Origin of the sequence: Clostridium hydrogenum, from assembly GCF_021432385.1 — a bacterium.
GTDB lineage: Bacteria > Bacillota > Clostridia > Clostridiales > Clostridiaceae > Clostridium_S > Clostridium_S hydrogenum.
In genome coordinates this window covers 302,599-315,681 of sequence record NZ_JAEACT010000002.1, presented here as the reverse complement: position 1 = coordinate 315,681, position 13,083 = coordinate 302,599, and the positions used below count along the sequence as shown (strand labels likewise).

General features: G+C 30.6%; 15 protein-coding genes. 9 read left to right on the top strand and 6 right to left on the bottom strand.

What is annotated here, in order from left to right:
- Positions 1–15: 15 nt before the first annotated feature.
- From CUEA01_RS01470 to CUEA01_RS01460, 3 genes are all read left to right on the top strand, one after another.
- Positions 16–951 (top strand): CPBP family intramembrane glutamic endopeptidase, encoded by a 936-nt coding sequence (locus tag CUEA01_RS01470; RefSeq protein WP_234117367.1) that lies wholly within the window; start codon positions 16–18, stop codon positions 949–951.
- 312 nt (positions 952–1,263) lie between these two features.
- Positions 1,264–1,986 (top strand): ABC transporter ATP-binding protein, encoded by a 723-nt coding sequence (locus CUEA01_RS01465; protein ID WP_234117366.1) that lies wholly within the window; start codon positions 1,264–1,266, stop codon positions 1,984–1,986.
- A 5-nt stretch (positions 1,987–1,991) separates the two neighbouring features.
- On the top strand, positions 1,992–3,173 hold the full coding sequence (locus CUEA01_RS01460; protein ID WP_234117365.1) for an ABC transporter permease: 1,182 nt from the start codon (positions 1,992–1,994) through the stop codon (positions 3,171–3,173).
- Positions 3,174–3,353: 180 nt separating this feature from the next.
- Here the strand turns inward: CUEA01_RS01460 and CUEA01_RS01455 are convergent, their stop codons facing one another.
- Entirely contained in the window at positions 3,354–4,541 is a 1,188-nt protein-coding gene (locus tag CUEA01_RS01455) for a S8 family serine peptidase (RefSeq protein ID WP_234122098.1), read from the bottom strand.
- 137 nt (positions 4,542–4,678) lie between these two features.
- On the opposite strand from CUEA01_RS01455, the gene CUEA01_RS01450 reads away from it, so the two are divergent.
- A complete protein-coding gene (locus CUEA01_RS01450; RefSeq protein WP_234117364.1) occupies positions 4,679–4,870 on the top strand; it encodes an FmdB family zinc ribbon protein in 192 nt (63 codons plus the stop codon).
- A 454-nt stretch (positions 4,871–5,324) separates the two neighbouring features.
- Here CUEA01_RS01450 and CUEA01_RS01445 read toward each other — a convergent pair whose 3' ends face one another.
- From CUEA01_RS01445 to CUEA01_RS01435, 3 genes are all read right to left on the bottom strand, one after another.
- Positions 5,325–5,756, bottom strand: a complete 432-nt coding sequence (locus tag CUEA01_RS01445) for a DMT family transporter (RefSeq protein WP_234117363.1) — start codon at positions 5,754–5,756, stop codon at positions 5,325–5,327.
- A gap of 103 nt (positions 5,757–5,859) precedes the next feature.
- Positions 5,860–6,345, bottom strand: a complete 486-nt coding sequence (locus CUEA01_RS01440; protein WP_234117362.1) for a dUTP diphosphatase — start codon at positions 6,343–6,345, stop codon at positions 5,860–5,862.
- Positions 6,346–6,709: 364 nt separating this feature from the next.
- Positions 6,710–7,264, bottom strand: coding sequence for a 2'-5' RNA ligase (locus CUEA01_RS01435; protein ID WP_234117361.1), 555 nt, complete (start codon positions 7,262–7,264; stop codon positions 6,710–6,712).
- 236 nt (positions 7,265–7,500) lie between these two features.
- Here CUEA01_RS01435 and CUEA01_RS01430 point away from each other — a divergent pair, with 236 nt between their 5' ends.
- The 5 genes from CUEA01_RS01430 (at position 7,501) to rlmH (ending at position 11,186) form a co-directional block, all read left to right on the top strand.
- Positions 7,501–7,659 (top strand): DUF1540 domain-containing protein, encoded by a 159-nt coding sequence (locus CUEA01_RS01430; RefSeq protein WP_234117360.1) that lies wholly within the window; start codon positions 7,501–7,503, stop codon positions 7,657–7,659.
- Positions 7,660–7,876: 217 nt separating this feature from the next.
- On the top strand, positions 7,877–9,133 hold the full coding sequence (locus tag CUEA01_RS01425) for a UDP-N-acetylglucosamine 1-carboxyvinyltransferase (protein ID WP_234117359.1): 1,257 nt from the start codon (positions 7,877–7,879) through the stop codon (positions 9,131–9,133).
- A gap of 30 nt (positions 9,134–9,163) precedes the next feature.
- Complete coding sequence (locus CUEA01_RS01420; protein WP_234117358.1) at positions 9,164–9,949, top strand: MBL fold metallo-hydrolase; 786 nt, start codon at positions 9,164–9,166, stop codon at positions 9,947–9,949.
- A 144-nt stretch (positions 9,950–10,093) separates the two neighbouring features.
- Positions 10,094–10,594, top strand: a complete 501-nt coding sequence (locus CUEA01_RS01415) for an SEC-C metal-binding domain-containing protein (RefSeq protein ID WP_234117357.1) — start codon at positions 10,094–10,096, stop codon at positions 10,592–10,594.
- A gap of 112 nt (positions 10,595–10,706) precedes the next feature.
- Positions 10,707–11,186, top strand: a complete 480-nt coding sequence (gene rlmH / locus CUEA01_RS01410) for a 23S rRNA (pseudouridine(1915)-N(3))-methyltransferase RlmH (protein ID WP_234117356.1) — start codon at positions 10,707–10,709, stop codon at positions 11,184–11,186.
- 186 nt (positions 11,187–11,372) lie between these two features.
- On the opposite strand, the gene CUEA01_RS01405 is transcribed toward rlmH, so the two are convergent.
- Both CUEA01_RS01405 and CUEA01_RS01400 read right to left on the bottom strand, forming a co-directional pair.
- Positions 11,373–12,017: an MBL fold metallo-hydrolase gene (locus CUEA01_RS01405; RefSeq protein ID WP_234117355.1), complete on the bottom strand. Its 645-nt coding sequence runs from the start codon at positions 12,015–12,017 to the stop codon at positions 11,373–11,375.
- A 134-nt stretch (positions 12,018–12,151) separates the two neighbouring features.
- Positions 12,152–12,982, bottom strand: coding sequence for an AraC family transcriptional regulator (locus CUEA01_RS01400; RefSeq protein ID WP_234117354.1), 831 nt, complete (start codon positions 12,980–12,982; stop codon positions 12,152–12,154).
- Positions 12,983–13,083: the final 101 nt, after the last annotated feature.

Here is a 13,083-nt window from a genome sequence, read left to right as displayed (position 1 = left end):
TTAGGAGGAAAGAATTTGAAAAAGGTTTTAAAAGTAAATATATTTTTTCTTATACTTATTTTACTTCAAATTAAAGGAGGATATTTATTAATTCCAATAAGGAATTTAATTAAAAATAATACTGGTTTGCTGCTTTTAACTACACAAATAGCGTTTTTAATTATACCAATAGTTATATATATGTTAATAACCAAACAATCAATTAGAAGAACCTTTAGATTTAATAAAATTAATTTCACAAGTGTTGTTTTATTAGTTGTTATGGGATTGTTTTTTATTCCTTTAGCTGGATTTTTATCGTATTTAACAAGCTTTTTTTATTACAACAATGTACAAGACGTTTTTAATAAGCTTCAAAGTCTCCCAATTGTTGTAATGGTTGCAATAGTGGCACTTACACCAGCCTGCTGTGAAGAATTGACAATGAGAGGTGTTGTATTATCTGGATATGATGATGTTAAACTGTGGAAAGCGGCACTTATTAATGGATTTTTATTTGCAGTACTTCATCTTAATCCACCACAGTTTCTATATGCCTTTGCGTTAGGTATAATTCTTGCTTGCGTAGTTAGGATAACAAATTCTATTTTTGCCTCTATGATAATTCATTTTACATTTAATGGTGTGAATACGCTAATGAGTTGGGCTATATTAAAGGGAGCATCATCTGCAACCATTAAAAAGAGTCAGCAAAGTATGAATAATACGAGTATGAAACTTGTAGGATTAGCATCTCTTTTTATTGTTGCCTTAATAGCCGTTGCAGTTATAATTGGTTTAATGAAGGAATTAATAAAGGAAAGCAAAAGGGGAGCATACAATAATATACCAGTAAGCTCAAGTGGAAGCCATGAGGTTATGACCTTTACTAATAAAGCAGTTGCAGCTATTCCCATTGTAATTTCCGTAGTAATATATGTGCTAGTTGTGACGAGTAGAGGAGTAAGCTAAAATCAGAGTACAACTGACAGAGTACAGAGTACAGTGAAGGAGGATTTACCTTTCCTTACGGTCATGTAAATCTTAAACTTAACTGTTGTCAGCTTTGCTGATAACAGTAATTATGCGATTGCGCGAGCAATCAAAAATAAGTTTTAAGATTTTTCGCAGCGATAGCGGAGAAAAAGCATCCATCACTCTACTCTTTACTCTCTACTCTATCTAAAAGTGACTTAAGTAATTTTATCAGTTACTTACAGTACTATGAATAATGATGATTTTTTTATAAAATATGTACATAAAGGTAGTCAGGAGGGAACATTAATGATAGAAGTTAAAGGGATTACAAAAAAGTTTAAAAAAACAACGGCAGTAGATAATATAAGCTTCAATGTTAATAATGGAGAAATTGTAGGACTTTTAGGTGAAAATGGAGCAGGAAAAACAACTACTTTAAGAATGCTTGCTACAATGCTTAAAATTTCAGATGGAAAAGCCATTGTAAATGGACATGACGTTTCAAAGGACCCAAATAAGGCTAGAGGAGAGATAGGAATATTATTTGGTGGAGATGTTGGTCTTTATGATAGGCTTACTGCAAAAGAAAATATAATGTATTTTGCAAAGCTTAATGGAATGTCAGATGAAGAAGCTAAAAAAAGTATACAAGACCTTTCAAATAGATTGGAAATGAATGAGTATATAGATAAAAGGGTTGGAAAGTTTTCAAGAGGAATGAAACAGAAGGTTTCTATAGCAAGATCAATTGTTCATAATCCATCGGCAGTATTATTTGATGAACCAACTACAGGACTTGATGTTAGTGCAGCAAGAATTGTACAAGACTTTATTTTAGAATGTAAAAGGGAAAACAAGGCTGTAGTTTTTTCAAGTCACAGCATGACGGAGGTAGAAAAACTTTGTGACAGAGTAGTTATAATTCATAAGGGCAAATTAATAGAAGAGGGGACTATTGAAAGTCTTAAGGAAAAATATAACAATAGTGATCTTGAAGAAGTTTTCGTAAAGTTAATAGATAGGGAGTGATATACATGAAAAATAATACAACCATGATAGTATTAAAAAAAGAACTTACGGACATGTTTAGAGATAGAAAAACTATAATAATGAATATACTAATACCGATTCTTATTTTACCAATAATCTCATTTTTTATAGGAACGGTAATGAATAAAAGTGAAGATAAAGTAAAAAACAATCTTAAAATTTCTATAGTTGATAAGGGAAATTCACAGCTTGAAACTTATATAAAGGCTCAAAAAAATATAAAGATAGTTAACTCTAAGAATATTAAAAGTGATGTTAAATCTGGTAATATACTTGCGGCAATTACAATACCAGAAAACTTTGATGAAAATCTTAGCAAGGGTTCAGATGAACAGGTTACTTTAACCTATGATAACACAAGCACAGATGCACAAACTGCAGTAGAAATAGTAAAATCATATATTGATGTCTATTCTAAACAAATAGTATCAGCGAGACTTTCTGAGAAGCATATAAATCCGGCAATACTAACACCTATTAAAGTTGTAGATGATACCGCTAAAAAGGATAGTGCAGTTTCAACACTTATGGCAACTATGTTAGTTCCACTTTTATTAATGCTTTATAGTGTAACTAGTACAATTGCACCATCAGTTGATTTGGGTGCAGGAGAAAAGGAAAGGGGAACTCTAGAACCACTTCTTACAACTAAAGCTGGAAGGATGTCCATTTTGTGGGGAAAACTTTTAGCTATAAGTATTATGGGAATAATAATGTCTCTTTCATCATTGGCTGGACTGTTTATAACCATGAAGCAGAAGAATGGTATGTTTGGTAATGGCGCAGGTTTTAATTTAGGCGCAGGCACTATGCTTCTTGTAATGATACTTCCTATTTTAGCTACAGTAGTGTTTGGAGCTGTAGAACTTGCACTTAGCATTTATGCAAGATCCTTTAAAGAAGCTCAAACTTACTTAAGCCCTATAACTATAATAGCTATGGTTTTAGTTTATGCTGTTATGATGAAAGATCCTAAGAGTATAGAAGGTTTTTATTTCAATATACCAATTACAAATGCAACTTGTCTCATGAAGGAATTCTTAGTTGGAATTCATAATTATACACACATTGCAATAACTTTTGGATGGATGATAATATATATAGTAGGATCACTTTTGTTCGCTAGGTATATGTTTAGTAGAGAAGAGGTTATATTTAGATCATAAGTATATTGATAGTCCCTGAGGGGTTAAGCTCAGGGACAGTATTTAGACAAGTAAATAACCATGGTCATTTACCTGATTGCGAAATTGTTACAAATGCAATTTCGTTTACTAAACAGCAGCAACAAATTTTAAGTTGCTACTTATAATATGTGTTATTTTATTTTTTTTTATTCATAAATTTTATTGAAATAAATTTTCTAAATCTATATAACCTAAACCTTGCTGCCATTTAGGAATTTTTAATAATTTGCAGGAGGTTTTAATTAATGAAATTGCATCTTTTGGAGATAGTTCAGGATTCTTTTCAAATAATAGTGCAAACACACCAGCCACAAATGCAGCGGCACAGGAAGTGCCTTCATAACTTGTATATGGAGTTTTCAATTCATGAGGATATAATTTCACACCATTTCTTTCAGATATATAAGAAGTATCGCAATTAAGAGAACCTAAATCAGTACATGCAGCACATAAATTCGGCTTTTCTAATTTTCCCAAGGGTCCAGCAGAAGAATAAGTATAAGGATTCATTTGAGATCCTGATGTAATACCAGATACGGTTATGCAATTGTTTAAGGAAGCTATTCCAACCATTGAATTTTTATCATTCTTGTTACTTCCAGAAGGAACTACAATTACTATATTATTATCATTGGCGAGCTTAAAGAGCTTTGAAAATGTAGAAAGAATAAATGAATTTTGTGAAAAAGTTTCAAAAGGTAGACAAATAACTCGTATGTTATTTCCCTTGCTTTCATTAATAAGCAGTATGAGAGCTTTTAAAATTGAGGAAATATAAGCTCTTCCAGATGCTTCAAAAGCTTTAACCATGTATATTACAGAGCTTCTTGCTATACCACTATATTTTGAACCACCACTAGCGATAAGACCGCTAATAAAAGTTCCATGACCATTGTCATCATAAGGATAATTTAATTCATTTATAAGGTCCACAAACTTGCATATCTTTTGAGATGGAGATTTAAGATCTTTATGAGGATAAACACCAGTATCAATTATTCCAATACATATTCCTTTGCCACTTAATTTTATTTCTTTCATAAAACCTGCTCTTATGTTATTTCCCGAAAGCACATTATGGGCACAAATGCTACCGATACTATCAAAGGTTATATATTTAATTTCCGGATATTCAACCAGTCTAGTTATTGTTAACGAAGAAACATCAGCGCATATGCAATTTACAATTTCTAAACTGCAATGTATTGTGCATTTATAAGATTTTAATCTTGATTCGATTCTATCTATAAATTTATTACAGTAAATCAATACTCTAAAACACCTGTTATTGTTACTAGATAATAAAACATGTAAATTTGGATCTATCTTATTTTTTAAAGAAAACATTAAATTTATCATCCTTTTATAAAAAGCTTACAATATTATTATATTTACAATGAGCCTAAATGTTGAATTTAGAAATAAAAGTGGTATATAATTTTATGAGAACAGTATAAGATAAAATATTTATGGGAGTGATTTTAATGCCTTTAATTGATTATAAATGTAAGAACTGTAATGAGGAGTTTTTTGAAATAGTAAATAGCAATTCAGAAAAGATAGTTTGCCCTAAATGTAAAAGCGAAGAGGTAGAAAGAGTGTACAAAGGAAAGTTTTATGGTAAAAATGGAGGAAACTGCAGTGGAAATTGTTCTAGCTGCGGAGGCTGCCATTAAAAGCAGAGTACAGATGACAGAGTACAAAGTACAGAGAAGGATACACTTGCTAGGGGTTTGGGTGTAAGCCCATGTAGGTTCTTTAACTTAGTAGAAGTACTCTCAATAGTAGTGCAATAAAATTTTGTATATTAATAAACTTGCGTCAGGAAAATCTTATAACTTAGTTTTTTATTGCTTACGCAATTGTAGTAGTTCTTGTTTTTATATTAAAATTCCGTAGGTAGGGAGGAATTTTTTCCTTAAAACCATGTCCGCTGCGAAGTAAGTGTGTTGTAGGATGATTTAAATAAAATTTTATAAATCTTAGGTAAAAAACTTTAAAGGCCTTAGATGTTTCAATTGTCTGAGCGTTCTTTCAGCGAGTTATTGAAACATCTTAGGGTTTTAAAGTTTTTTGCCTTAGATTTATTAATTTTATTTAATATCCTGCAATACATTTATTTCGCCATATTTAAAATTTGAGTTTAAAGACTACAATTCCTACCAGCATAAGTGCTACTCCAATATATTCGTTTGTGCCAAAGGGTATTTTTTTAGATGAAAAAAGTCCAAGAGCATCTATAAGTGCAGCAGAAGTTAATTGAGCTATAAGTATTGCACTGATAGAGTGAGTTGGGCCAAGAATGGATATTCCCTTCATTACTGTAAATGTAATTATGGCGCCGAATACTCCACCCAAAAGATAGAGTTTATTAACATCTTTTATTCCTCGTATATTTCCATTTCCTAATATAATACAAATAATTAAAGTTATTATAAATGCTGAACCTTGAACCCAAGCATTTGTTTCCCATAAACCTATTTTTTCACTTAGACGTGTATTAAATACTCCTTGGATAGTCATAGATATTCCAGCAATTAATGAAAAAATTATTCCAAGCATCTGATTCACCTCAAAAATAGTTTAACCACGTAGCAAAAAAATATTAGGATAAAATAAAAAGACGTAAGGAATAGATTTTCTATCCTTACGTTAAAGTTTAAAACTAATATCCTGCAGTTTGTCTTTCGAGATTGATTTCATTTTTTTTCAAATATGCATTTTCAATTTCATCTGGAGTAAATCCAAGATTTTTTCCCAAACTTAAAAAATCCTCAAAAAGAGTTACATAATTATCTTTTGATGAGCAAGTTACGAAGTCATTTATGTCGACAAATAAATCTAAGAATTGTTCTGTTATATTATAGTTAAATTTTGTACAACTTGGTTCTATGTCATCAAAATCTTTGTCAATTCCTATACTTAAAATAAAGTGTAAGCAATCAACATATTCCTCAATAATTATTTCCTTTTGAGAAGGAGACTTATTGCTCCAATATTTAAAGCATCTAGTTTGATTTGCTAGTTCTCCCACTTCAACCTGTAGTGCTAAAGCCTTTTGAGAGAATAAAACTTCACCCAATAAATTATGTTCTTCTATGATTCGTGCATCTAAATCTTTTTGTAAACTAAAAAGTTTTTTAAAATCCATAGAAATGAGCCGCCTTTCTTTAACTTTGGTATATATCTATTTTATATTAAAATTTCAAATAATGAAAGTTTCACTAAACGATTACATTAAAAAAATATTAAAAAAATTAAAAAAAATTAACTTTGTTCTATAACAGAATTAAAGACAAGCTGCCTCTAAACCAAAAATTGTCAATGTTAAAATTATCCTAATAGCGTTATTAGAATTCACAATTTACGGTGTACAGATGACAATGAATGATGATTTTTCTACGCTGGCATAAAAAAATCATCATTCATTGTCATCTGTACTCTGAAAAAATGTTCGCATTTTTATCTTTATATATAAAATAATTTTTAGTCTAATATAACCTTTTATAAATTTATTAAAAATCTCTTAGTGGGTAGTTTTTTATAACAGATAGCTTTTTATATCCATTTAACTTACATAATTCAAAACTTTTAATTTTAAAAAAGGAAGTCCCAGAAAATTTATTTAGTACGTTTAAAGCATCTGAGGATTTTTGATCAAAAATATTTTTAATTTGATGATTACCATTTGCTAAAGGTATGTATAAGTTATAGCCTTCATCAGATTGAATTGATGAAGTTTTAAAACCATTATAAAATAGTTTTTCACTGAGATTTCTTGCAATTGTTGCAATGTAACCCTTATTTTCAACTTTTAAAGCTACAGTCTTTTGATTGGTATCATATGCTAAAGATGAATTTAGTTGAATCTTGAATTTTTTATAGGGTTTAATTTCTTCAGCCATTATTTTATTGAATAATTCAAGGTTTGGTTCTTCTATAGTATCTAATATTATGTGAAGGTTTTGCATTTTTTTGTATAGTTTATATTTTTTACAAGTAAAACGCTGTATGTTTTCTATACCTAAATAAGATTCTTTTGTAAATTCAGCAACTAAATAATATTTCATTCTTAGCTTCTACGCCTCCACTAGAGATAAATCGCTTGGAACTTCAAAATTAATTTGTACCAAAAATCTGTTTTCTGAGGGTTACGGTGCAAATTGACTTCGTTAGTTGAAACGGTATATCTATAAATTAAATTTTTAAATCTATTATACCATATAAGTTAATAATTTTGTTAGAATAAAATTTTATATATTTAGCAATAATAAATTTGTAAATTTGTATTTGAGGAGGTGTTACGATGAATCATAATGAAAGCATAGGATGTCAGGTTACAGAATGTAAATATCACTGCAAGGATGATAATTACTGTACACTAGAGAATATTATGGTAGTAAAACATGAATCTCAAGCAAAAACAGTTGAATGTACCGATTGTGGAAGTTTTAAGAAACAATAAGAAAGGCAGGCTAAGAACCAATAAATTGTAAGGTTTTTAGCCTGTTTTTTTTATTTTATTTTTGTCTGTTTTTATAAATATAAAATTTAGTATATATATTTTAAATTTAGTGTTAAATTACAATGTAATTATGTTATAATATAGATTGTGATTATAAAAATTGAATTTAACAAAAAGTTTACATATATTAAATTGATTGGTAAGGATGGATATTATAATGGACAAGTTGATTATAAATGGGGGAAAACCTCTTAATGGAAATATAGAAATTGGTGGGGCTAAAAATGCGGCTGTGGCTATATTGCCAGCTGCTGTAATGGCTAGCGTAGGAATAAGCGTTATTGATAATATACCTGAGATAGAGGACATACAATGTTTGGAAAGAATAATATCAAGTTTAGGATGCAAGGTTAAAAGAAATGGTAATTCTGTTGAGATAGATAGTACAAATATAACAAGCACAAATGCTAATACGGAAGACGTTAGAAAAATGAGAGCTTCTTATTATCTTTATGGTGCTCTTTTGGGCAGGTTTGGAAGGGTGAAAGCTGAACTCCCTGGGGGATGCCCTATAGGAGTTAGACCTATAGATCAGCATATAAAAGGATTTGAGGCACTTGGAGCAAGCGTTAAAATAGAACATGGAGCAATAGAGATTACAGCAGACAGACTTGTTGGAACTAACATTTATTTTGATGTTGTAAGTGTTGGAGCTACAATAAATGTTATGCTTGCAGCTGTACTTGCAGAAGGTACAACTGTGCTTGAAAATGCAGCGAAGGAGCCTCATGTAGTCGATGTAGCAAATTTTCTAAATACAATGGGAGCAAATGTAAAGGGTGCAGGTACAGATGTTATACGAATAGTTGGAGTTGAAAGCTTAACTGGTTGTAATTATAGTGTTATTCCAGACCAAATGGAAGCGGCTACATATATGATAGCGGCTGCTGCTTGTGGTGGAAAAGTGATTGTAAAGAATATAATACCTAAGCACTTGGAGTCTGTTTCAGCTAAGCTTGTGGAAATGGGAGTTAAAATAGAAGAAGGCGATGACTATATTGTAGTTCAATCTGATAGGAACATAAAGGGTGTAAATATTAAGACACTGCCTTATCCAGGATTCCCAACAGATGCTCAGCAGCCAATGAGTACACTTTTATGCATAGCTAATGGTAGAAGTATAATTAATGAAAGCATATGGGAAAGCAGGCTTAAGCACGTTGATGAATTAAAGAAAATGGGCGCAAGTATAAAAGTTGAGGGAAGAATTGCAATAATTGATGGTGTTGGTAAACTTACTGGTGCTGCAGTAAAGGCTACGGATTTAAGAGCAGGTGCAGCAATGGTAATAGCAGGACTTTTGGCAGAGGGCAGAAGTGAAATTTCAAGCATAGAACATATTGATAGAGGATACCCTCATATTGAAGATAAATTTAGAAGCTTAGGTGCAGATATACGAAGAGAAGTAGGCTAACTATGTCTAATTTTATGTAAAGGAGTTATTATGAGATTTTGTTCGCTTTATAGTGGAAGTAGTGGAAATAGCACTTTTATTGCTTCGGATAATTCGAGAATATTAATTGATGCGGGACTTTCAGGTAAAAGTATAGAGAAGGCATTGGTGGATATAAATGAAAATCCGTCTGAAGTTGATGGTATTTTTGTAACTCATGAGCATTTAGATCATATTAAGGGTGTAGGTATTTTATCTAGAAAATACAATATACCTATATATGCAAATGAGCTTACTTGGAATGCTATGAAAAATACACTTGGAAAAATTAAAGATGAAAATATAAAGATTATGGATAGCGAAAGTGTAAGCATAAAGGATTTAGATATAATAGCTTATAGAATACCACATGATGCGGCAAGTCCTTCCGGCTATAAAGTTATAAGCGGAAATAAAGTTGCTTGTGTGGCTACAGATTTGGGATATTTTTCTGATGAGGTAAAGTGTTCAATTAAGGATGCAGATGTAATACTTTTGGAAAGTAATCATGATGTTGAAATGTTAAAGTTTGGACCATATCCATATGTGCTTAAAAGAAGAATATTAAGTGATGTTGGCCATTTGTCAAATGATGATTGCGGAAAAGCTATAATTGATATAGTTAGTGGAAAAAAGAAGAAAATAGTATTGGGACATTTGAGTAAAACAAATAATTATCCAGATTTGGCATATAAAACAGTTATAAACATATTAACAGAGAGCGGAATAGAAGTTGGCGGAGATGTGGCTATATCTATGGCTGAAAGATCAATACCAAGTAATTATATGGAACTTTAGATAGAACAATAATATAATAAAAAGGAACAATAAGTGTAAATAAAATGAAAAATATTCTTTTTTAATTTATAAATATGTTGAAAAATTGTAAGAAAATTATTATAATATTTAATGATAAATATTAACTTAAAGGAGACTAAGGTTATGAGTCTATATAAAGATTGGACAGATATGGTTGTTGACTATGTAAAAACTAAAGGCGAAGCAGCATTTTGGAAAGATTATGGTGAAATAGAAACTCAAATATACACTAAACTTTTAGCTAATCATGTTAAACAGTTAAATGGAAAGATAGAGGATTTAGCTGAAGAATATAAGACATCAAGTGTGTTTTACATGGGATTTTTAGACGGAATAAATGACAGCTTAAAAGAACCTTTAGATCTTGAATCACTTGAAAAAGATTCTGAAGTTGACTTGAAAATAGATTTTGAAAAATTGTATTTTAACATGCTTGAAGCAAAGGCTGATTATTTGTATAATCTTCCTCAGTGGGAAGGCATTTTCTCAAAAGAAAAGAGAAAAGAGATAAAGAAGTCTTGGGCAGATTCAAGAACTGTTGTAAATAAAACAAAAATAGGAAGAAATGAACCATGTCCTTGTGGAAGCGGAAAGAAATACAAAAATTGCTGTGGAAAGAAATAATTACATATGTCATAGAACTCCCTGTCATTTGGATGGGGAGTTTTTGTGTAAGAAAAACAGAGTACAAAGTACAGAAATTGTACTCTATACTCTATGTTTATATGGAGGTATTATGAATATAACGCTTGTAACAGTTGGAAAGCTTAAGGAAAAGTATTTAAAGGATGCAATCTCAGAATATTCAAAGAGACTTAGTAGATATTGTAAGTTGGATATAATTGAGCTTCAAGATGAAAAAACACCTGAGAATGCTTCAGATAAGGAAGAAAGCTTAATTAAGGAAAAGGAAGGGCAAAAGATACTTGGCTGTATAAAAGATAATATGTATGTTATAGCCTTGGATTTGAAAGGAAGTATGATTTCTTCGGAAGAGTTTTCGGAACTTATAGGTGACCTTGGAATTAGAGGAAATAGTAATATTGTTTTTGTAATTGGGGGATCACTTGGATTATCTAAAGATGTTTTAAGTAGAGCGGATTATAAGCTATGCTTTTCTAAGATGACATTTCCCCATCAACTTTTTAGGGTTATGCTTTTGGAGCAAATTTATAGGGGGTTTAGGATTATGAAGGGGGAACCATACCACAAGTAATGCAGACTTTCGTCACAGACATTGGTATGAATGGTCTCAATTGGGTTCATAGATATAAAACTGTATTGGAAACTAATTGCTTTGAAAAAATATGGATCGCTTAGTGTTGACTAGCTAAGCAATCCTTTGAACGTTTATTTTGTTTTAGGGCTATTTCATCCATCACTGAATATTATTCAGTAAATATTAATCATATTTAAGAACAACAATCCCAGAATAATCATTAATATTCCCTGAGTTTATTTCAAGTAGATCCTGCTCCCTTACTTTCAACCCTGAAGCTGATATAAATTTGTCAACCTTGGCAAACAAGAAACCAAATATCCCAAATGCTTTGGTTCTGTAGTGCATAGGTATAACTACTTTAGGGTTTAACTGCTTCATTACATTAACTGCATCGTTGGCATCTATTGTAGCTCTCCCGCCAACTGGAATAATCAGTATGTCTACATTACCTATTTCCTTCACGAGATTAGAATCAAGAGTATGTCCAAGATCCCCACAATGGCAAACATTTATTCCATCAATTTTAAAGTTATATATGGTATTTTTGCCTCTCTTAGCTCCTGAAACTTTATCATGAAATGTTTGTACGCCCTTTATCTCAATTCCGTCTTTTGAAAAGCTACCTGATTTATTTATATGTGTAAATTCACCTTTGACAGCATTTATATTATTATGGTCACCGTGATTATGACTTGTAGACACTATATTTGCTTCAATTTCAGGTAATTTATACCCCAACATATTATGAAATGGATCTGTTAATACTTTAGTACCATTTTTAGAGGTTATCATAAAACATGACTGCCCAAACCATTTAATTTTCATTTAAATCTTCCTCCTTTAATCTAGCGAAGTATTCATTTTTTTATAAACTTTAAAATAAACTAGTATTTTACCTCCATGATATATAATTATGTGCTAATTATAATCATGAAAATGTCTTTATTCCATGCAAAATTTTAATATCCATGGACATTTTTATGATAAAACTCTAGGGGACTTATACCCTCAATTTTTTTAAATATCCTGCTAAAGTAAAATTCATCAGTGAAGCCAAGTATTTTAGCTACTTCTTTTATTTTTTTATCGCCATCTATAATTAGCTCTTTGGCTTTATCAACTTTTATCTTATTAAAAAACTCTATCACAGAATATCCAGTAGTTTCTTTAAAAACTCTAGATAAATATGCAGGAGACAAGCACACCAATTCAGATAATTCAGTCAAAGTAATTTTTTTATCTATATTATTGATCATATACTCTATTACTTTATCAACCTTTAATGAGGACGAATAGTCATTGTTATTATTTTTTATATTTTGAAAAATCTCAAATAGTAATTTCTGAAATAAAGTTTTTGATATGAATTCATAATTTGGGAGTTTGGACATCCAGTTTTCCGCTAACTTCTTAAATACATCATTAACTAGATAATAGTCCTTTAAATTTTGAACGAAATCTAATGGCAAGGTATCAACTTTACCAGTAATATTCCATTTATCATTATCAAATCCTACAATTGCACAACTGAAATGTACCGAAAAAAAGCAAATAGGCTCTACAGAATCAGCATAAATAGAGTGCTGAACATTTGGACAAAGATATAACAAAGTGCCTTCCTTAAGCTTATAGCTTTTATGTTTATCTCTAATATGTCCCTTACCACTGGTAATTAAAATAAGTTCATGATGCTGAATTGTTCTATTAATTTTACTTGAATATTTCACTTCTGCACCAGGTTGCCTACAATTACAGTAGTGAAGATGAAAAAATAAGTTGTTTATATACATACTTACCTCCACGATAGTGTAAGATCAAATTTAAAATAGATATCTTGATCTATTTTAACATATCTAACAAAAGTATAAGTGAAAGCGATATAATTAATAAA

Bases quoted from the DNA above. Each gene is read 5' to 3' on its own strand.
- CUEA01_RS01465 (WP_234117366.1), top strand. From the start codon at position 1,264: ATGATAGAAGTTAAAGGGATTACAAAAAAGTTTAAAAAAACAACGGCA.
- CUEA01_RS01460 (WP_234117365.1), top strand. From the start codon at position 1,992: ATGAAAAATAATACAACCATGATAGTATTAAAAAAAGAACTTACGGAC.
- CUEA01_RS01455 (WP_234122098.1), bottom strand. From the start codon at position 4,541: ATGTTTTCTTTAAAAAATAAGATAGATCCAAATTTACATGTTTTATTA.
- CUEA01_RS01450 (WP_234117364.1), top strand. From the start codon at position 4,679: ATGCCTTTAATTGATTATAAATGTAAGAACTGTAATGAGGAGTTTTTT.
- CUEA01_RS01445 (WP_234117363.1), bottom strand. From the start codon at position 5,756: ATGCTTGGAATAATTTTTTCATTAATTGCTGGAATATCTATGACTATC.
- CUEA01_RS01440 (WP_234117362.1), bottom strand. From the start codon at position 6,345: ATGGATTTTAAAAAACTTTTTAGTTTACAAAAAGATTTAGATGCACGA.
- CUEA01_RS01435 (WP_234117361.1), bottom strand. From the start codon at position 7,264: ATGAAATATTATTTAGTTGCTGAATTTACAAAAGAATCTTATTTAGGT.
- CUEA01_RS01430 (WP_234117360.1), top strand. From the start codon at position 7,501: ATGAATCATAATGAAAGCATAGGATGTCAGGTTACAGAATGTAAATAT.
- CUEA01_RS01425 (WP_234117359.1), top strand. From the start codon at position 7,877: ATGGACAAGTTGATTATAAATGGGGGAAAACCTCTTAATGGAAATATA.
- CUEA01_RS01420 (WP_234117358.1), top strand. From the start codon at position 9,164: ATGAGATTTTGTTCGCTTTATAGTGGAAGTAGTGGAAATAGCACTTTT.
- CUEA01_RS01415 (WP_234117357.1), top strand. From the start codon at position 10,094: ATGAGTCTATATAAAGATTGGACAGATATGGTTGTTGACTATGTAAAA.
- rlmH (WP_234117356.1), top strand. From the start codon at position 10,707: ATGAATATAACGCTTGTAACAGTTGGAAAGCTTAAGGAAAAGTATTTA.
- CUEA01_RS01405 (WP_234117355.1), bottom strand. From the start codon at position 12,017: ATGAAAATTAAATGGTTTGGGCAGTCATGTTTTATGATAACCTCTAAA.
- CUEA01_RS01400 (WP_234117354.1), bottom strand. From the start codon at position 12,982: ATGTATATAAACAACTTATTTTTTCATCTTCACTACTGTAATTGTAGG.